Source organism: Halorientalis sp. LT38, from assembly GCF_037031225.1.
GTDB classification, from domain to species: Archaea; Halobacteriota; Halobacteria; order Halobacteriales; family Haloarculaceae; genus Halorientalis; species Halorientalis halophila.
The window spans coordinates 1,631,721-1,648,140 of sequence record NZ_JAYEZN010000001.1 but is presented as its reverse complement, the minus strand read 5'-3'; the positions used below and the strand labels follow the sequence as shown (position 1 = coordinate 1,648,140).

Here is a 16,420-nt window from a genome sequence, read left to right as displayed (position 1 = left end):
GGCCGCCAGGTGTTTGAATTCCCCAGTTCAGGACTCGACGACGGTGTTGGTCAGCGTCCCCAGCCCCTCGACGGAGATGGAGACGGTGTCGCCGTCGTTCAGGAAGTTGCCGATTTCGAGGCCGCACCCGGTGCCGACCGTGCCGCTCCCGAGCACGTCGCCGGGGTAGAGCGTCTCGGCCTCGGTGACGTGCGCGACGATCTCGCCCCAGGAGTGGCCCATCTCGCCGACCGTCCCCTCGGACCATGTTTCTGTCTCGCCGTCCGCGTCGGTGACCTCGATGGCGAAGTCGGCGTTCGGCAGGTCGAGTTCGTCCGGCGTCACCAGGTAGGGGCCGAAGGCGTTGGCGAAGTCCTTCCCCCGGGCCGGGCCGAGGTTGGCGTCCATCTCCTCGCCCTGCTCGTCGCGGGCCGAGAAGTCGTTGAAGAGGGTGTAGCCGGCGACGTAGGCCTCGCCCTCGTCGGCGTCGATCCCGGTGCCGCGCCGGCCGATCACGGCAGCGATCTCCAGTTCGATGTCCCAGAGGTTCGAGTAGGTGGGCCAGGTGACGGTCTCGTCGGGGCCGACGACGGCGTCGGCGTTGCCCTTGTAGCAGACCGGCCTGTCGTACCACACGTCGGGCACCTCCCCCATCGCGTTCTCGACGTGCTCCTCGAAGGCCATGTAGTCCCGCAGCGAGTTCGGCCGGGGGACCGGCGCCAGCAGGTCCACCTCCCCGGGGTCGTACCGCAGGCGGGCGCCGCCGGGCCCGGTCTCCGCGTCCGCGTCCGGAATCCGGTCCAGCACCGCCTCCCCGGCGTCGAAGGCGCGCTCACCGCGCCACAGGAACTCGATCATGTCCGGGGGCGCGACGGTCTCGGCGACGTCGACCGGCGACTGGTCGCCCTCTCGGTCGAGGACGTGCGCGTAACCGGCGGTCACGTCCAGCAGTTCCCCCTCGTCGACGACGCCCACCCGGCGGACCGGACCGACGGGCGTCGCCACCGCGAAACTGGCGAGTCGCATGGACGTACGGGCGACCGGGCGGCAGGTATAGCTTTGGCATCTGGCAGTCCGCTCAGGTGACCATTGAGGCGATCGCCGTCCCCAGCGCGACGGCCGCCAGCGCCCCGACGAGGTTCAGGACGGCGACGGCTGCGGCCCGGCGTCGCTCGCCCGTCTCGTACAACCGGACCGTCTCGAAGGCGAACGTCGAGAAGGTCGTGAACGCGCCGCAGAACCCGGTTCCGACGAGCAACAGGAGCGTCTCGTCGACCGGGACCGCGACGAGGAACCCTAGAAAGAGGCTCCCGAGGACGTTGACGGCGAGGGTGTCGAGCGTGCCCTGCTCGATCCGCTCGCCAGCGAGGTGGCGCGCCAGCGCGCCGACGACGCCGCCCGCCCCCACCAGCAAGTACGGGTCGGTCACGCGGACATCACCCGGGCGACGGATCGGCCCGCGAGGACGGCGAGGAAGCCCAGCGCGTAGTTGGCCGCGACGTTGGCGACGAGCAACTGGGGTTCGAGTCCCGCGGTCTCGACGGCGAAGGTGCTGTAGGTGGTAAAGGAGCCGAGGAAGCCGGTTCCGACGACCAGCCGCGTTTCGAGGCTCAGGGCGTTCGCGAGGTGGCGCTCGTACAGCAGGACGCCCAGTGCGAAACTCCCGGCGACGTTGGCGGCGAGGGTCCCCCAGGGTAGGGTGGTGGCGGGGAGCGACAGAGACACGGCGTGCCGGAGGACCGCGCCGACGAACCCGCCCACGGCGATCAGGACCAGCGGTTCGGCGCGGGCCAGCCAGTGGATCGACCCGTCGGCGTCCGCTGCCGTTGCTTCTCCGTCTCCCATCTACTCCAGGCGTCTCGGAGGGGCTACTCGGCGTTTTCGGTTCCGTAGTCGTCGACGACGGCGTCGGCCAGCGCGTCACGGTGGCCCTCGTTGGGGCCGCCGGCGATGGTCAGCAATCGCGCGTCGCGGAGGTAGCGTTCGACGTCGTGTTCGCGCGTGTAGCCGACGCCGCCGTGGAGCCGCATCGCCTCGTTGGCGTTCTCCACCGCGGCCTCGGTGGCGTGGACCTTCGCCATGGCGAAGGCGCGGTCGACCGAGCGGCCGCGGTCGGCGCGGTCGGCCGCACGGAGGGTGAGCAACCGGCTCGATTCCACGCGATCGGCCATCTCGCCCAGCCGCCAGCGGACGCCCTGGAAGTCACCGATGGCCCGGTCGAACTGCTCGCGTTCGGCGGTGTAGGCGACGGTGTCTTCGAGCGCCGCGCGGGCGATCCCCACGGCGCGAGCCGGGACGTTCACGCCGGTGTGGACCGTCCCGCGCTGGACGTACGCCTCGCCTTCGTCGCCGACCATGGCGTCGTCGGGCACGCGAACGTCCGAGAGCGTGACGCGCGGCGAGGACACGCTCCGCGCCCCGAGGGTCTCCCAGTCGCGGTCGACTTCGAACTCCGCTGTCGGGACGAGGAACGCGCTGACGTTGTGGGGGCTCGCTGATTCCGGCCCCGTCTTGGCGTACGTGAGCACCACGTCGGCGTGCGGGAAGTTCGTCACCCACTGCTTGTGGCCGTTCAGGACCCACTCGTCCCCCTCGCGATCGGCGGTCGTCTCCATGGCCAGTTTGTCGCTGCCGGCGTCGGCTTCGCTGAGCCCCAGCGCGCCGACCGTCTCGAACCGCGCCATCTCGGGGACGTACTGCTCGCGCTGCTCGTCGGTTCCGAAGCGCTCGATCACGGTGGCGACGCCGAGGTTGAGCGCCACCGCGCTGGCGAGGGCCATCTGCGCCGCGGCCAGTTCCTCGGTCGCGATCACGAGTTCGACCAGTCCCTCGCCCCGGCCGCCCAGTTCCTCGGGGAGCGTGAGGCCGGTGATCCCCATCTCACCGAGTTCGTCGAGGATATCTTCGGGGTAGGTCTCGGTCTGATCGAGGTCCGAAGCGACGGGCTCGATCTCATCGCGGACGAACGCACGGACCTCGTCCCGCAGGCCACGCTGTGACTCCGTCAACTGGAATCGCATACCGGGGCCATGGCGGGGGATCCCGATAAGTTTCGGGCGACCCGTGGCTCCCGGCACCGGCAGCAACTCGATCGTCGGGCGAGCGTTTAAGACAGATACCGGGACCAGCCCGATCCATGTTCGAGCGATTCACCGGCGACGAGCGAGCGATCGAAGGACTCCCCGTGCGACTCGTCATCGCCCTGGTCGTTGGCGTGGCGAGCCTGAGCGTCATGATGAACACGCTCGGCGGGCTGAACGCCCTCGGCGTGACCGAACTGGACGCGAAACCCCAACCAGAAGTGATCGCCGAGAGCGGCGGCGAGGTCGCGGTCACCGTCGTCACGCCGGCGGGCGAGCCCGTGTCGAACGCGACCGTCGTCGCCAAGGACGGGACCGCGACGCTGTCGGAGATTCAGCCGGCGAGGACCGGGCCGAACGGCACGGCCACGCTCTCGCTCGACCCGAGCCTCGGGCCGAACCAGCGCGAGGGGACGATCACGCTGGACATCAAGCCGCCCGCAGGCGGGGAGTACACGGACGAGCGGCGGAACACGGAGATCCTGGTGGTCGGCGACTGAGGGGGATCGGGGGAGTCAGTCCTCGTGGGAGCGCTCGGCGTCGGCAGCCTCGTCCCAGTCGATCCAGGACTGCTCCCAGCCCCGGCGCCGGCGGGCGTCCCGTCGCTCGTACTCGCGGTCCTCGCGGCGGGTCCGGTTTCGCTCGGGCGTGTCGGCCTGCTCGCCCTCGACGAGCATCGGCCCGAAGGCGACGCCGCCGAGTCGTGTCACCACCTCGCCGTCCTCCACGCAGACGAGGGTCTGCTCGCTGGTTCCCAGGGGCATCACCAGGCGGCCGCCCTCGGCCAGCTGGTCGACGAGCGCGCGCGGCGGCGAGACGGCGGCGGCTTCGAGCAGGATGCGGTCGTAGGGGGCGTACTCGGGGAGGCCGTCGACGCCGTCCCGGCAGTCGACGAGGACGCCGCCGTAGCCGGCGCGGGCGAGGTTCTCGCGGGCCTCGTAGACGACCCGGCGGGTGATGTCGATGGCGTGGACGTTGCGGTCGCCGACGATCTCGGCGACGACCGCGGCCGTGTAGCCGACGCCGGCCCCGACCACGAGGACGGAGTCGTCGGGCTGGGGGTCGAGCGCCTCCAGCAGGCGGGCGGCGGTGCTGGGGGCGAGCACGCGCGTCCCGAACCGCTCGAAGGGGCGGTCGGCGTACGCAGAACGCTCGTCGGCGACGAACTCGTGGCGCGGCACGTCGCGCATCGCCACGCTGATGGAGTCGCTGTGGACGCAGCCCTTGCTCTCGTGTTCGAGGCTGTCGACCATGTCGTCGCGCAGTACCACGGGGTCCATTGTAGGCCGGTTCGTGTGCAGGCTATTGAATGGCGCGCCTGTCGCCACCGGCGCAGGTCACGCCGCCAACCTGTCGGCTCACTGCATCTCCACGAACCGCACGCCGCCGTGGTCCGTGCGGTCGAGCGAGCCGTCCTCCCGCTTTCGGGCGCGGACGAGGGTCTGGCGGCCCCGACCGAGCGGCCCGAGCAGGAGACCGCCGGTTCGGACCTGCTCGACGACGGCCTGCGGAAAATCGGGCGCGGCGCAGGTCAGGTACGCCCGGTCGTAGGGCGCGTGGTCGGGCCACCCCTGCTTGCCGTCGCCGACGCGGACGGAAATCCCGACGTAGCCGAGGCGCTCGAAGCGCTCCCGGGCCTGCTCGGCAAGGGAGTCGTGGTACTCGACGGAGTAGACGTGCTCGGGGCCGACGAGTTCGGCGGTGACGGCCGCGTGGTAGCCACAGCCGGTGCCCACCTCCAGCACGTCGTCGCCCGCCTGGAGGTCCAGCAGTTCGGTCATGATCGCGACCATGTGGGGCGCGCTGATGGTCTGGCCGTCGCCGATCGGAAGGGGTCGGTCGGCGTAGGCGGCGTCGCGCTCGGCTTCCGGGACGAACTCGTGGCGGGGCACTGCCCGCATAGCGTCGAGCGTCGCGGGGTCGTCGACCCGGCCCGTCGATTCGAGGCGGTCGACCATGCTCTCGCGCCGCTCCGCCCAGTTCATGCTACCAGGCCGACCAGGCGGTCGAGGTCTCGTCCCGGACGTAGAGGCGCTTGACGTCCTTCGCGGCGACGGTGTCGCCCTCGTAGTCGAGCTTGTCGAACTCGTAGCCGGAGGCGTCGTCGCGGACGTGGATCCCCTCGACGGTGAACTCGAGGTCGCCCAGTTCCTCGACCCGGCCGACGACGAACTCGTGGTCGCCGGGCACCTGGATCTTGGTGCTCTCGGTGGCCTCGCGGCGGCCGTCCTTGGGGTGTTTGGTCACGTTGACGGACACGTTCCCGACCGCGCGGGTCCAGACGGTCTCGACGTCGGTCGCGGGCGCGGATTCGACCCGTTTCCCGTCGAGTTCCAGGCTGGTGATCCGGACGGTCATCACGGCGGCGTCGGTCTCGGCGACGAACTCCTCGCCGGTCGCGAGCGTCTCGTCGGCTGGGGCCTCCACCTGCGCGGAGAAGGACTCGCCGTCCTGGGAGATGACGACGTCCAGCTGGGCGCTTTTCTCCTCGGGCAGGCTCTCCTTGTGGACGTGTTCGCACTCGGTACAGCGCAGCGTCGCCTCGCCACCGCCGGTCGTCAGGACCTCGTGGACCGTCTCGAACTGCGGCGAACAGGACGGACAGGCGATACCGACCCTGTCCCCGGCTTCGGTAGTCATACCCGCTCGTACTCGACGCGCACGTAAAAGGTCGCTGACCGGCGCTGAGCAGGGCGGCCGCCCTCGATGGGGGGTCCCGGTTCAGACACCCGAGGGCAGGTCGATCTCCTCCCCGTCGACCAGCACTGTCGGATCCCGCAGGATGCCGTCGAGGTGGATCGGTGCCTCCACGTCGCCGCCGATGGCGTGGTCGTCCCCGATGGCGATGTGGACGGTGCCGGCGGCCTTCTCGTCCAGGAGTACCGAGCCGATCAGTTCGGTGACGCCGACGTTCGTGCCGATGCCGAGTTCGGCGAGGTTGTAGGCGTCCTGGCCCACCTGTTCCGCGGCGGCCTCGAGTTCCTCGCGCACGCCGTCGTCGGAGACCTCGGTGACGGTGCCGTCCTCGACCTCGAACTCGAGGACGTGGCCCTCCTCCAGCAGGCCGTGGGGCATCATCGTCCCGTCGACGACGAAGGTGCCGTCGGCGGTCTCGGGGCTCATGAACACCTCGCCGGCCGGGAGGTTCGACATCTCGCCGGGTTCGTGGACGATACCGGTGTCCTGGCGCCACTCGCGGTCGCCCGGCCGGAAGACGATGTCCGTCCCGCGGTCGGTCCGGACGCGGACGTTCGTCGCTCCGCGAACCTGTGCGTAGAGGTCCTCGCAGTGGCGCTTGATCTCCGAGTAGTCGGCGTCGAGGCCCGTGACGAACACCTCCTCGGTGATCCCGGGGAGGGTGGCGACGCGGGCGCCCGCCGCGGTGGCGTCCGAGCGTGCTTTCGTGTGGGTGAGGCTCTTCTTCGTCGGGACGAGCACCACGTCGGGAGCCTGCATGGCGGCGGCGACGGCCGCCGGGGGTTCGGCGCCGTGTTGCTCGCCTGGGGGGTAGCGGATGATACTCGCGTCGTCCGTGCGTTCGTTGGCCACCTCGTAGAGGGCCTCGCCGATGGGCTGGCGCTCGTGGTCGGTGACGATCAGGCAGGACTCGTCGGACTGGAGTCGCATGCACTTCCGGACGGCCGTCTCGGCCGGGGCCCGGAGTCGGGGCTGTGTCATGGCGGTGACTGGGAGGTCCGCCCGATTAGTCGTTGCGTCTCCGACGGTCTCGATCGGGGGCCGAGCGAGGACTGACTCGCCACCGAGTGAATCCCGGGCATCGAACCTCGAAACGGTTATGCGCGTCGCTATGGGACAACCGGACATGAGCGTTCAGGTCGGAATCAACGGGTACGGGACCATCGGAAAGCGGGTGGCCGACGCCGTCCGCGCGCAGCCGGACATGGACGTCGTGGGCGTCGCCAAGACGCGCCCCAACTTCGAGGCCGAGCGGGCCGTCGCCAACGACTACCCGCTCTACGCCGCCGTCCCGGACCGCGTCGAGCAGTTCGAGGCGGCCGGCATCGAACTGGCCGGCGAGGTCGAGGAACTGGTCGAGGCGAGCGACATCGTCGTCGACACCACGCCCTCGGGCATCGGCGCCGAGAACAAGGCGATGTACGAGGAGTACGACACGCCCGCGCTCTACCAGGGCGGCGAGGACGCCGACCTGGTTGACGTGAGCTTCAACGCCCGCGCGAACTTCTCCGAGGCCGAGGGAGCCGACCACACGCGCGTGGTCTCCTGTAACACCACGGGGCTCTCGCGGCTCGTCGCGGCCCTGGAGGACGAGTACGGCGTCGAGAAGGTGCGCGCGACGCTGGTCCGCCGGGGCGGCGACCCCGCCCAGTCCTCCCGCGGGCCGATCAACGACACGCTGCCGGATCCGGTGACCATCCCCTCCCACCACGGGCCGGACGTCAACACCATCTTCCCGGATCTGGACATCGACACGCTCGGGATGAAGGTGCCGGCGACGCTGACCCACACCCACAGCGTCAACGTGGAACTCGGATCGGACGCCGACACCGAGGGCGTCCGGGAACTGCTGGAGGGCGAGTCGCGGCTGTTCGTCATCCCCGAGCACATGGGGATCGACGGCTCGGGCAAGCTCAAGGAGTTCGCGCTCGACGCCGGCCGGCCCCGCGGGGACGTCTGGGAGAACGCCATCTGGGGCGAGTCGATCACCGTGGAGGGCGGCGACGAACTCTACCTGTTCCAGGCGATCCACCAGGAGTCCGACGTGGTACCCGAGAACGTGGACGCCATCCGGGCCGTGCTGGGGACCGCGGACGCCCGCGAGAGCATCGAGCGGACCAACGAGGCGCTCGGCGTCGGTTTCGACCGCTGATCGGCGGGCGGCGAGCCAGCGGACCTCTCGGGATTCGGGGATTGACAGTGACAGAAACCTTTTGACGGGACCGCGCTAAAGCGGCACACATGAGAGACCGCGACGATCACGATCCGATCGACGATATTCTCAGCGAGATCGAGCGGGTCATGAACGAGATGATGGGGGACGACGTCCACATCGACCGGGGCGCAAGCGCCGGCTTCGGGTCGGACCTGCACGTGGACGTCTACGAGGACGAGGCGCAGTTGCGGATCGTCGCGGACCTCCCGGGCGTCGAGAAAGACGCCATCGACCTCAAGTGCGACGGCGAGGTGCTGACCGTCGCGGCCGCCTCGGACCGCCGGGACTACGAGGAACGGATCAGGCTCCCCGCCCGCGTCGACGAACACTCCGCGAGCGCGACGTACAACAACGGCGTCCTCGAGGTCACCTTCGACCGGGCCGACGACTCGGCCGACATCGACCTGTAACGCTCAGGATATCTGACTTCTGCGGCGACCGTCGCTCCCCAGCCGATAGAGCTGGTAACAGAAGGCCGCGAGCGCCAGGGCGAACAACCCGAAGGGGAGCAAGGGCCCGCGACTCCCCCGGAGGTAGAAGAAGGTCGCGAACAGCATGATGAACAGCGAACTCACCAGTTGCCCGTAGACCGATTCCCGTAGCGGCCGGTAACTGTAGGTGAGCGTGAACGCGACCAGCAGCCAGCCGAAGGCGAGCGTCTCTAGCTGTGCGACGGTCGGACTCTCGTGCCGGCCGGTCGCGACCGCGACGCCGACGCCGAGGACGAGCCCGAGCACGAGGAACGGCCGGCTCAGGTCCGATCGCCGGGCTTTGGCCATCTCTCTCGATGGTTACATATCCGGCCTAATATAGCTTACCGTGGTGTCGAACGGCCGTGCGCCCGGCGTCAGACGCCCGCCGTCCGCCGAATCAGTGCCGCCAGATCGTCGTAGAACGCGGGGCCGTACTTGGACTCGCTATCGATGGTCGGCCGCGCGTTGGTCTCGGTGACGACGGCGCGGTCGTCGGTCACCAGCAGGTCCACGCCCAGCCAGGGGATCCCGAGCGTCTCGGCCGTCCGCTCCGCGAGGTCGCGCAACTCCGTCGGAAGCTCGACGCCGGTCGCCTCGGCGCCGCGGTGGACGTTGTGCTTCCACTGCCCGGCCTCGACGGCGGGGTCGGGCAGCCGGCGTTCCACCGCACCCGCGTACTCGCCGTCGACGACCATGACACGGTAGTCCCGGGCGGCCGGGAGGTACTCCTGGACGAGGAAGGACCGGTCGCCGGTCGCGCGGTAGTCGTGGACCAGGTCGAGGTAGTCGGTGATGCCCAGGAAGGAATCGACGTCCGTCGCCTTCGCCACGCCGACCCCGCGGGTCGCGGAGTTGGGCTTGACGACCACCGGCGGTTCGAACCGCTCGAAGGCCGCGACCAGATCGCTCCTGTCGGCCGGGTTCGACACCGCCACGGTGTCCGGGACGGGGACGCCGGCACGGTGGAGTCGGGCGAGCACGTCGGCCTTGTTCCGCGAGGTCAGGATCGCCTCTCGGTCGTTGACCCACGGGACCGAGAGGAGGGCGTCGGCAATCCCGCCCTCCATGATCCGCGGGGGGTAGACGAAGCCGACGTCGAAGCCCGCGAACTCCCCGGCGGCGTCGGTGTCGGTCACCGGGAGCGTTCGCTCTCTGGTCCGGACGTGTTCGGCCTCGATCCCCCGGTCTTCGAGCGGGGAGCGCATCCGCTCCAAGGTCTCCTCGTTCGTCGCGACCGCCAGCCGGAGCATGCACGCTGTCTGGGACCGCGCGACCTAAAGTCCGCCGCTCGCCGCGAACCTCGGGTGCTGCCCACAACTAAGTGGCCGGCACCGGTAGGGTCGGGTGTGTACGACGAGATACTCTTCCCGACCGACGGGAGCGACGGTGCGACGGCCGCCCTCGACCACGTCATCGAGCAGGCCCGGGCCCACGACGCGAGCGTCAACGTCCTCTTCGTGGTGAACACGACCTACCTCGGCGGCGGCGCGGCCGAGGGCACGACCATCGAGACGCTCCGGACGAGCGGCCGCGAGGCCGTCGCGGACGCCGTCGAACGGCTCGAAGACGCCGGTCTCGACGCCGAGGGCGAGGTCCGCGAGGGCGGGCCGTACAAACAGATCCTCGACCACGCCGACGCGGTCGCCGCCGACATGATCGTCATGGGCACTCACGGCCGCCGCGGCATCGACCGCTATCTCCTCGGCAGCGTCACCGAGAAAGTCGTCCGGACCGCCGACGCACCCGTGCTGACCGTTCGCGTCTCCGACGCGGTGTGAGGGCGTTCACGACTGCGTCTCGACTTCGTCGATTCGAGTCGGTATCCGACGGTTTTGGGACGGGCACGGTGGGATTCGAACCAGAGGAAGACGGTCCTGCTCGCTCACTTCGTTCACTGCGCGGGCTGCGACTTCCAGGGTTCGAATCCCCTGCGTGCCGGTTCGGTCGTCGCTGGGCTCCCCCCTGCACGGGCACGGTGGGATTCGAACCCACGACCGTCGGATGGCTTCCGCGAACACCTGCGGCGTCCACGTTAGAAGTCCGACGCTCTATCCGGACTGAGCTACGTACCCTCACCGAATCTGTGCCGGCCCCGGACAAAAAGAACCCCGGTTTCCCCGACCGCGACCAGTCACAGGGCTTAAGCGCGCCTCGCAAGTAGCGACTGCCAATGACCGTTATCGGGACCGTCGGCCTCCCAGGCAGCGGGAAAGGCGAAGCCGCCGAGGTGGCGCGGGAACTCGGTATGCCCGTCGTGACGATGGGCGACGTGATCCGCCGGGAGTGTCGCGACCGCGGGCTCGACCCCGCCAGCCACCACGGGGAGATCGCCCAGAAACTCCGCGCGGAGAACGGGCCAGGCGCCATCGCCGAGCGGTCGCTCCCGCTGCTCGAGGAGCGGCTCGAATCGGCCGACACCGTCCTCGTCGACGGCCTGCGCTCGGACGTGGAACTCGACGCCTTCCGCGAGCGCTTCGGCGACGACTTCGTGCTCGTCAGCATCGAAGCGCCCTTCGAACTCCGCCGCGAGCGGATCACCGACCGCGGGCGCGACGACACCGACGACGGCGAGAGCCTGAAAGAGCGCGACGAGCGCGAACTGGGCTTCGGCATGGGCGCGGCGATGGAGCGGGCGGACGTGACAATCGAGAACACGGACACTCTCGAGCGGTTTCGCAAGCGGATCCGGGCGGTCTTCGAGGAGGGGCCGGAGGCGCTGCCATGATCTACAGCGTCGAGGTCCAGGTGACCGCGCCGGTCAACGACACGGAGGTCACCGACCGGGTCGCCGACGCCATCTTCGAGCTGTTTCCGAACGCGACGATCGACGAACGGCCCGGCGAGCTGGTGGCCGAGGCCCACGACCTGGAGACCCTCTCGGAGTGCTTCCACCGCCAGGAGATCCTCGACGCCGCCCGGAAGGTCTTCTTCGAGAACCGGCAGGGGGACACCTTCGCCTTCGACCTGAAGAAACAGCCGGCCTTCGAGGGCGTGGCCACCTTCGCGGTGGGCAACCCGAGCGAACTCGGCGACCTGCACGTCCGGGTCCGCGTCGAGGAGCCATCGGTCGAGGAGTACATCGACCACGTCGCGCCCCCGACCGAGGAGGGACGACCGATCCAGCCCGACGACCGATGACCGCCGCGATCTTCTTCGCACTCGACGGCACGCTCTTCTCACGCACCGAGGCCCGCGAGGAGATCGTCGAACGCGGACTGGAGCGGGCCCTCGGATCGGTCGATCCGGCGCTGGTCGAGACCTATCTCGAAACCATCGACGAGCGGCGGGCGGCGCTGGATCCGAACCCACAGCGAGCGGGTGCGAAGGCGGTCTGTGACGCCGCGGACGGCGATTGCGCCCCGGACGCCCTCGTCGCGGCGCTCCGGGAGGCAGAGATCGAGGCGACGTCGGTCCCCGACGCGGCCCGGTCGGCGCTCTCGGCGCTTTCGGAGACCGACTACCTGGGAATCATTACGAACGGCGGCCGCGAGCGGCAGACAGCCAGACTGGACGCCCACGATATCGACGACCTCTTCGAGACGGTCGTGACCGCCGCCGAGGCCGGGGCGCGTAAGCCGGACCCTGCGATCTACGAGTACGCCCGCGAGCAGGTCGACGCCGACGAGTACGTGATGGTCGGCGACGACTACGAGGGCGACGTCGAGGCCGCACGCGAGGCGGGGTTCGTCCCGGTCCACTACGAGGACGACGGGCCGAGTTTCTGGCGGGCGCTAGACGCGATGGTCTGACGGTCGACGGGCTCAGTACGCCTCTCGAACCATCACGGTCCCGTTCGCCGCGCGCACCGTCACCGTGTCGCCGCCGTTGTTCCAGACTGGCTGGGACTGCCCCCAGTAGAGGGTGTCGCCGGAGTTCGTTCCGCTCCCGGTCCTGAGCGTGACCTGTTCGTCGGGGGCGAGCGCCGTCCCGTCCGCGAACATGTATCGGTGATCGGCCTCGTCCGAGACCGTCCAGCCCGAGAGATCCAGCGTCTCCTCGCCCCGGTTCTCGAAGACGACGTACTCGTCGTTCAGGTTCTGCCCGTCGTGGCCCTCGGCGTCTTCGTGAATCGTCGCGACGGCGAGCGGTCCGTCGGTCACTTCACCGCCGTCGGCGATCGGTTCCGGCGTCGGCGTCGGCGGCGAGTCGGTCGCGCAGGCCCAGACGCCGGTGCCGTTCTCGCGTGCCCGCTGCTCGGCGGCGTCGAAGGTCGCGCGCTCGGTGAACTGGCTGTCGTAGACCCGGCCGTCCCCGTCGGCGACGAGGCGGTAGTTGACGTTCTCGTCATCCTCGTAGACGTAGGCCAGCAGCCGGTCGTAGTAGCCCCGCCCGTCGCTCTCGGCGTCCAGGCCGATGGTGACCCGTTCCCCCAGGAGCCGCTGGGTCATCGTTCGCGTTGCGTCGTGGCCGGCCTCGCGGAGACAGGAGCGGCCCGCCTCGGTTTCGGGGACGCCCTCGAACTCCGCGGGGTCGTTCTCGCTCTGGGTCTCGGGCGTGTCGACGCCCAGCAAGCGAACCGTGTCCTGGGTCCCGTTCTCGAATCGGATCTTGATCGTGTCGCCGTCGACGACGGCCGTCACGGTCACCGGGTAGCTCGCTGCGAGGTCGGCGTCTTCGGGCGGTTCAGGGGCCGATTGCGTGTCCGGCGAGAGGCCCACACAGCCGGCGGTGAGGACGAGGACGACCAGGGCGGCGAACGCGGCGACGGAGCGGTCCATACCGGCCCCTGAACCCCCAGGCACTTGAGCGGCGAGGCCGGCGTCCGGGGACCCCAAGGCATAGGGACGCCGCCGTCGAGTGTTCACGCGATGCTCGCGCCCGTCACAGTCCGGGACGTCATGAACCCCACAGTGGAGACGATCGGCCCCGATCTCGACGCCGCCGCGGTGGCTCGACTGCTTCACCGGCGGGGGATCGGCTCGGCCGTCGTCGTCGAGGCTGGTGAGCCGGTCGGCATCGTCACGGAGTCCGACGTGGTGGGTATCGTGGCCGAGGGCCGCGACCCGGAGACCCTCACCGCGGCGGACTGCATGGCCGCGCCGGTGATAACCGTCGACGCCGGCGACGAGATCGAGATGGCCGTCGACCTGTTCCGGGAGCACCGGATCAAGAAACTCCCCGTCCTGGACGCGGGCTCGCTGGTCGGTATCCTCACGACGACGGACGTCTCCTACTACCTCCCCCACTTCACCCGCCGCGCGATCGTCCGGGACCGGGCCGTCGACGTCGACCGCCACCACCGCGAGCGCGTCGACACCGCCTACGAACGCGATGACTGGACGTTCGAGAGCCTCGGGCCCCGCGACGACCGCATCGAGGTCGGCGACGTGGTCCGGTTCACCAAGCCCCTCTCGCAGGCCGACGTCGAGTCCTTCGCGGAGGTTAGCGGCGACACCAACCGCCTTCACCTCGACCCGGCGTACGCCGAGGGGACCCGCTTCGGCCGCCCCATCGCGCACGGGTCGCTCGTCACCGGCGTGATCAGCGCCGCGCTCGCGCGCCTGCCCGGCCTCATCATCTACCTCTCGCAGGACACCAGCTACCTCGGTCCCGTCGACATCGGGAGCGAGGTCACCGCCGAGTGCGAGGTCGTCGAGGACCTGGGCAACGACCGCTACCGGCTCACCACCGCGGTCAGCGCCGACGGCGAGCAGGTAATCGACGGCGAAGCCGTCGTCGTCGCCGATCCGATCCCCGACACCGCCTGAGCGACCGTCTGTCCGCCGCTGCCGGCGTTCGCGCCCCGACCGAATATGCCACTCTCTACCGTGGGGACCGTCACCATATCTATCAGATGCAAAGAACTAAGGTCTACTGCATCCCTTATACAATCATAATGTACTGCCCACAGTGCGGGGCGCGGATGGCGCTGAACGACGAGACGACGAAGCTCAACGAGTACACCTGTAACGTCTGCTACAACACCGAGATCGAGACCAAACAGCCCGTCGCCGGCCACGCACTCTGAGGCCGATTCCGCTCCGTTTTCCGACCGTCGAGCGGCCGCGCTGTCACTCGGTGCGGGTCCCGAGTACCCGCGATTCGATCTTCCGCAGGTGATCGCCGGCGGTGGTCGGTGCGATGCCGACGGTCTCGGCCACGTCTTCGTGGGTCGCTTCACGCGGGACGCTGTAGTAGCCGACGTCGATTGCGGCCTCGAGGACGTCCTGCTGGCGATCTGTGAGGACGTTCGCGAACGCGTCGTCGGTCGGTTCGTAGGTCCCAGTTTCGGTGACTTCGACGGTGAACCCCTCCGCATCGACCGTCTTCTGGAACAGCGCCGTGAGCGCCCGCTCGGTCCCGAGGTAGGTGACGCGAGCCGTCCCGTCGTCGGTGAACCTAATGGGCGTGTCCACGACGACCTCGGCTTCGGACTGCATTGTCAGTATGCGTCTGATGGCCTCGTTCGGTTCGAACTGGCTGATCGCCAGCCACCGGTCGCGCCCCGTAGCGTGTTCTTCGAGCACGTACGGTGACGATTCGGAGATCTCCTCGTACCGCTCCCGGTCGCCACTCGCCTCCGCGAGTAGCAACACTGTGCCATCAGGTCGGAGTTCGGCGTGGTGGATCGCTTCCCGACGGATCGACGGGTCGGCCGTGAGCCGCTGCCCGAGCGGGTGGAAGGCATCGCCCTCCGTCGGTCGAACCAGCACAGTGAGGTACCGCATGTCCGCGCCGAGTCGTCGGAGACAGATAAAAGAGCGTGGATGACCCCCAGTACCGGTTTGCTCGCTCTGGTCGACGTCGACACATGGTCGAACGTGATGCGACGATTCTGATCGTCGGCGGGGGTATCTGTGGCCTCACGACGGCGATCGCACTCGAACGGTACGGCTTCGAACCGACCGTCTACGAGGCCGCATCGACGTATCGCCCCGTCGGTGCCGGTATCGGGCTACAGGGCAACGCGATGCGCGTCCTCGACCGACTGGGTCTGGCCGACCGCGTCCGCTCGGCGGGCGTCACCCTCGACACCGGCGGCGTGTATACGCCGGACGGACGGCGGCTGTTCGGGCTCGTGGACTCCGAGGATGGGACGATAGCTCCCGTCACGATCCACCGCGCGGCGCTCCAGCGCGTCTTGCTCGAGGAACTCGACACGACCGTCGAGACCGACATGGAGTGTGTGGCGGTCCCGCGAACTGGCCCACCGGTCGCACAGTTCGCAGATGGACCGACGATTACGCCGGACGTCCTCGTCGGCGCCGACGGGATCGGCTCCACCGTCAGGACCGCGGTCGCGCCGGACGTCTCCCGCCGACCGATCGACGCGGTCGCCTACCGGGCAGTCGTCTCGGCCGACCACGACCCTGCCGACACGATGCGCGGCCTCGAAGTTTGGGGTCCCGGAACCTTCACCGGCCGCGCGCCCGTCGACGACAGTCGGTTCTACTGGTACGCCACTGGCCCGCGGTCGCTGACGGGCGACGCGACCACGGACGAGGGGCAGGTCGCGGCACTCCACAGACGATTTTCCGACTATCCCGACCCCATCTCCACCGTGGTAGATCGGCTCGACCCCGCCGATCTCTTCGTCACCGACCTGGCCGACATCCCCTCCCTCGACCGGTGGACCCGTGGCTCGGTCGCACTCGCCGGCGACGCTGCACACGGGATGCTCCCGTTTCTCGGTCAGGGCGCGGCACAGGGCATCGAGGACGCGCTCGCCCTCGCGGCCGCACTCGCCACGTACGACGACCCTCCGGCCGCGCTCGAGGCGTACGAGGCCGAGCGAAAACCGCGAGCCGAGTGGATACGGGACGAGTCGCGACGACTCGGTCGGATCAGCACCATCTCCTCACCGCTTGGCTGTCGCCTCAGAAACCTCGCCGCCGCGCTCGTCCCGGCGCCTCTCGTCGACCGACACCGTCGGCGCGTCACCGACCCACCACTTCCAGCTGACTCGTTCCCCCGCACGGACGATGTGGCCACTCCCGATCCGCGTCCGACTACGCGGTGACCGGTGGGACAGCCCT

22 protein-coding genes and 1 tRNA gene are annotated in these 16,420 nt (G+C 69.4%); 10 read left to right on the top strand and 13 right to left on the bottom strand.

From position 1 onward, the window contains the following. Positions 1-27 precede the first annotated feature (27 nt). From U5918_RS08445 to U5918_RS08430, 4 genes are read right to left on the bottom strand one after another with little or no spacing between them, the layout of a single operon-like run. Positions 28-1,005 carry a fumarylacetoacetate hydrolase family protein gene (locus U5918_RS08445; RefSeq protein ID WP_336000882.1) on the bottom strand — a complete coding sequence of 326 codons (978 nt, stop codon included), beginning with the start codon at positions 1,003-1,005 and terminating at the stop codon, positions 28-30. A gap of 52 nt (positions 1,006-1,057) precedes the next feature. Continuing rightward, positions 1,058-1,408 carry a fluoride efflux transporter FluC gene (locus U5918_RS08440; protein WP_336000881.1) on the bottom strand — a complete coding sequence of 117 codons (351 nt, stop codon included), beginning with the start codon at positions 1,406-1,408 and terminating at the stop codon, positions 1,058-1,060. Continuing rightward, positions 1,405-1,824 carry a fluoride efflux transporter FluC gene (locus U5918_RS08435; RefSeq protein ID WP_336000880.1) on the bottom strand — a complete coding sequence of 140 codons (420 nt, stop codon included), beginning with the start codon at positions 1,822-1,824 and terminating at the stop codon, positions 1,405-1,407. Before U5918_RS08435 ends, U5918_RS08440 begins: the two co-directional genes overlap by 4 nt. Before the next feature lie 23 nt (positions 1,825-1,847). Next, the gene (locus tag U5918_RS08430; RefSeq protein ID WP_336000879.1) at positions 1,848-2,999 is read right to left on the bottom strand and encodes an acyl-CoA dehydrogenase family protein; all 1,152 of its coding nucleotides are present in this window, start codon (positions 2,997-2,999) and stop codon (positions 1,848-1,850) included. Positions 3,000-3,115: 116 nt separating this feature from the next. On the opposite strand from U5918_RS08430, the gene U5918_RS08425 reads away from it, so the two are divergent. Continuing rightward, positions 3,116-3,559, top strand: a complete 444-nt coding sequence (locus U5918_RS08425; RefSeq protein WP_336000877.1) for a DUF7382 domain-containing protein — start codon at positions 3,116-3,118, stop codon at positions 3,557-3,559. 15 nt (positions 3,560-3,574) lie between these two features. Here the strand turns inward: U5918_RS08425 and U5918_RS08420 are convergent, their stop codons facing one another. The 4 genes from U5918_RS08420 to U5918_RS08405 all read right to left on the bottom strand — a co-directional run bounded on the left by U5918_RS08420 (position 3,575) and on the right by U5918_RS08405 (position 6,737). Further along, on the bottom strand, positions 3,575-4,339 hold the full coding sequence (locus U5918_RS08420; RefSeq protein ID WP_336000874.1) for a protein-L-isoaspartate O-methyltransferase family protein: 765 nt from the start codon (positions 4,337-4,339) through the stop codon (positions 3,575-3,577). A gap of 78 nt (positions 4,340-4,417) precedes the next feature. Further along, positions 4,418-5,044 (bottom strand): protein-L-isoaspartate(D-aspartate) O-methyltransferase, encoded by a 627-nt coding sequence (locus tag U5918_RS08415; RefSeq protein WP_336000872.1) that lies wholly within the window; start codon positions 5,042-5,044, stop codon positions 4,418-4,420. A 1-nt stretch (position 5,045) separates the two neighbouring features. Then, complete coding sequence (locus tag U5918_RS08410; RefSeq protein WP_336000870.1) at positions 5,046-5,699, bottom strand: HVO_0476 family zinc finger protein; 654 nt, start codon at positions 5,697-5,699, stop codon at positions 5,046-5,048. A gap of 81 nt (positions 5,700-5,780) precedes the next feature. After that, entirely contained in the window at positions 5,781-6,737 is a 957-nt protein-coding gene (locus U5918_RS08405; RefSeq protein WP_336000869.1) for an aminopeptidase, read from the bottom strand. Between the two features lie 145 nt (positions 6,738-6,882). Here U5918_RS08405 and U5918_RS08400 point away from each other — a divergent pair, with 145 nt between their 5' ends. Both U5918_RS08400 and U5918_RS08395 read left to right on the top strand, forming a co-directional pair. Continuing rightward, positions 6,883-7,908 carry a type II glyceraldehyde-3-phosphate dehydrogenase gene (locus tag U5918_RS08400; RefSeq protein WP_336000868.1) on the top strand — a complete coding sequence of 342 codons (1,026 nt, stop codon included), beginning with the start codon at positions 6,883-6,885 and terminating at the stop codon, positions 7,906-7,908. Positions 7,909-7,997: 89 nt separating this feature from the next. Further along, positions 7,998-8,381, top strand: coding sequence for an Hsp20/alpha crystallin family protein (locus U5918_RS08395; RefSeq protein ID WP_336000866.1), 384 nt, complete (start codon positions 7,998-8,000; stop codon positions 8,379-8,381). Positions 8,382-8,384: 3 nt separating this feature from the next. Here the strand turns inward: U5918_RS08395 and U5918_RS08390 are convergent, their stop codons facing one another. Both U5918_RS08390 and U5918_RS08385 read right to left on the bottom strand, forming a co-directional pair. Further along, entirely contained in the window at positions 8,385-8,750 is a 366-nt protein-coding gene (locus U5918_RS08390) for a hypothetical protein (RefSeq protein WP_336000865.1), read from the bottom strand. Positions 8,751-8,818: 68 nt separating this feature from the next. Then, a complete protein-coding gene (locus tag U5918_RS08385; protein WP_336000864.1) occupies positions 8,819-9,694 on the bottom strand; it encodes an ATP-grasp domain-containing protein in 876 nt (291 codons plus the stop codon). Between the two features lie 96 nt (positions 9,695-9,790). Here U5918_RS08385 and U5918_RS08380 point away from each other — a divergent pair, with 96 nt between their 5' ends. After that, positions 9,791-10,222, top strand: coding sequence for a universal stress protein (locus U5918_RS08380; RefSeq protein WP_336000863.1), 432 nt, complete (start codon positions 9,791-9,793; stop codon positions 10,220-10,222). A gap of 189 nt (positions 10,223-10,411) precedes the next feature. On the opposite strand, the gene U5918_RS08375 is transcribed toward U5918_RS08380, so the two are convergent. Continuing rightward, positions 10,412-10,516: transfer RNA gene (locus tag U5918_RS08375), tRNA-Arg, on the bottom strand. A gap of 98 nt (positions 10,517-10,614) precedes the next feature. Here U5918_RS08375 and U5918_RS08370 point away from each other — a divergent pair. From U5918_RS08370 to U5918_RS08360, 3 genes are read left to right on the top strand one after another with little or no spacing between them, the layout of a single operon-like run. After that, entirely contained in the window at positions 10,615-11,169 is a 555-nt protein-coding gene (locus U5918_RS08370; protein WP_336000862.1) for an AAA family ATPase, read from the top strand. Next, a complete protein-coding gene (locus tag U5918_RS08365) occupies positions 11,166-11,582 on the top strand; it encodes a coaE operon protein (RefSeq protein WP_336000861.1) in 417 nt (138 codons plus the stop codon). Before U5918_RS08370 ends, U5918_RS08365 begins: the two co-directional genes overlap by 4 nt. After that, positions 11,579-12,193, top strand: coding sequence for an HAD family hydrolase (locus U5918_RS08360; protein WP_336000859.1), 615 nt, complete (start codon positions 11,579-11,581; stop codon positions 12,191-12,193). Before U5918_RS08365 ends, U5918_RS08360 begins: the two co-directional genes overlap by 4 nt. A gap of 12 nt (positions 12,194-12,205) precedes the next feature. On the opposite strand, the gene U5918_RS08355 is transcribed toward U5918_RS08360, so the two are convergent. Then, positions 12,206-13,162 carry a lamin tail domain-containing protein gene (locus U5918_RS08355; protein WP_336000858.1) on the bottom strand — a complete coding sequence of 319 codons (957 nt, stop codon included), beginning with the start codon at positions 13,160-13,162 and terminating at the stop codon, positions 12,206-12,208. A gap of 90 nt (positions 13,163-13,252) precedes the next feature. On the opposite strand from U5918_RS08355, the gene U5918_RS08350 reads away from it, so the two are divergent. After that, positions 13,253-14,152 carry a CBS domain-containing protein gene (locus tag U5918_RS08350; RefSeq protein ID WP_336000857.1) on the top strand — a complete coding sequence of 300 codons (900 nt, stop codon included), beginning with the start codon at positions 13,253-13,255 and terminating at the stop codon, positions 14,150-14,152. 128 nt (positions 14,153-14,280) lie between these two features. Then, a complete protein-coding gene (locus U5918_RS08345) occupies positions 14,281-14,412 on the top strand; it encodes a hypothetical protein (RefSeq protein WP_336000855.1) in 132 nt (43 codons plus the stop codon). Between the two features lie 43 nt (positions 14,413-14,455). Here U5918_RS08345 and U5918_RS08340 read toward each other — a convergent pair whose 3' ends face one another. Beyond that, the gene (locus U5918_RS08340) at positions 14,456-15,112 is read right to left on the bottom strand and encodes a helix-turn-helix domain-containing protein (RefSeq protein WP_336000854.1); all 657 of its coding nucleotides are present in this window, start codon (positions 15,110-15,112) and stop codon (positions 14,456-14,458) included. An 83-nt stretch (positions 15,113-15,195) separates the two neighbouring features. On the opposite strand from U5918_RS08340, the gene U5918_RS08335 reads away from it, so the two are divergent. Then, positions 15,196-16,404 carry an FAD-dependent monooxygenase gene (locus U5918_RS08335; RefSeq protein WP_336000852.1) on the top strand — a complete coding sequence of 403 codons (1,209 nt, stop codon included), beginning with the start codon at positions 15,196-15,198 and terminating at the stop codon, positions 16,402-16,404. Positions 16,405-16,420 lie beyond the last annotated feature (16 nt).

What these genes read in the sequence shown, in the direction of transcription:
- U5918_RS08395 (WP_336000866.1), top strand. Translation starts at nt 7,998, where the DNA reads ATGAGAGACCGCGACGATCACGATCCGATCGACGATATTCTCAGCGAG.
- U5918_RS08420 (WP_336000874.1), bottom strand. Translation starts at nt 4,339, where the DNA reads ATGGACCCCGTGGTACTGCGCGACGACATGGTCGACAGCCTCGAACAC.
- U5918_RS08410 (WP_336000870.1), bottom strand. Translation starts at nt 5,699, where the DNA reads ATGACTACCGAAGCCGGGGACAGGGTCGGTATCGCCTGTCCGTCCTGT.
- U5918_RS08360 (WP_336000859.1), top strand. Translation starts at nt 11,579, where the DNA reads ATGACCGCCGCGATCTTCTTCGCACTCGACGGCACGCTCTTCTCACGC.
- U5918_RS08340 (WP_336000854.1), bottom strand. Translation starts at nt 15,112, where the DNA reads ATGCGGTACCTCACTGTGCTGGTTCGACCGACGGAGGGCGATGCCTTC.
- U5918_RS08415 (WP_336000872.1), bottom strand. Translation starts at nt 5,044, where the DNA reads ATGAACTGGGCGGAGCGGCGCGAGAGCATGGTCGACCGCCTCGAATCG.
- U5918_RS08355 (WP_336000858.1), bottom strand. Translation starts at nt 13,162, where the DNA reads ATGGACCGCTCCGTCGCCGCGTTCGCCGCCCTGGTCGTCCTCGTCCTC.
- U5918_RS08435 (WP_336000880.1), bottom strand. Translation starts at nt 1,824, where the DNA reads ATGGGAGACGGAGAAGCAACGGCAGCGGACGCCGACGGGTCGATCCAC.
- U5918_RS08370 (WP_336000862.1), top strand. Translation starts at nt 10,615, where the DNA reads ATGACCGTTATCGGGACCGTCGGCCTCCCAGGCAGCGGGAAAGGCGAA.
- U5918_RS08345 (WP_336000855.1), top strand. Translation starts at nt 14,281, where the DNA reads ATGTACTGCCCACAGTGCGGGGCGCGGATGGCGCTGAACGACGAGACG.
- U5918_RS08335 (WP_336000852.1), top strand. Translation starts at nt 15,196, where the DNA reads ATGGTCGAACGTGATGCGACGATTCTGATCGTCGGCGGGGGTATCTGT.
- U5918_RS08350 (WP_336000857.1), top strand. Translation starts at nt 13,253, where the DNA reads ATGCTCGCGCCCGTCACAGTCCGGGACGTCATGAACCCCACAGTGGAG.
- U5918_RS08405 (WP_336000869.1), bottom strand. Translation starts at nt 6,737, where the DNA reads ATGACACAGCCCCGACTCCGGGCCCCGGCCGAGACGGCCGTCCGGAAG.
- U5918_RS08425 (WP_336000877.1), top strand. Translation starts at nt 3,116, where the DNA reads ATGTTCGAGCGATTCACCGGCGACGAGCGAGCGATCGAAGGACTCCCC.
- U5918_RS08400 (WP_336000868.1), top strand. Translation starts at nt 6,883, where the DNA reads ATGAGCGTTCAGGTCGGAATCAACGGGTACGGGACCATCGGAAAGCGG.
- U5918_RS08430 (WP_336000879.1), bottom strand. Translation starts at nt 2,999, where the DNA reads ATGCGATTCCAGTTGACGGAGTCACAGCGTGGCCTGCGGGACGAGGTC.
- U5918_RS08385 (WP_336000864.1), bottom strand. Translation starts at nt 9,694, where the DNA reads ATGCTCCGGCTGGCGGTCGCGACGAACGAGGAGACCTTGGAGCGGATG.
- U5918_RS08445 (WP_336000882.1), bottom strand. Translation starts at nt 1,005, where the DNA reads ATGCGACTCGCCAGTTTCGCGGTGGCGACGCCCGTCGGTCCGGTCCGC.
- U5918_RS08365 (WP_336000861.1), top strand. Translation starts at nt 11,166, where the DNA reads ATGATCTACAGCGTCGAGGTCCAGGTGACCGCGCCGGTCAACGACACG.
- U5918_RS08390 (WP_336000865.1), bottom strand. Translation starts at nt 8,750, where the DNA reads ATGGCCAAAGCCCGGCGATCGGACCTGAGCCGGCCGTTCCTCGTGCTC.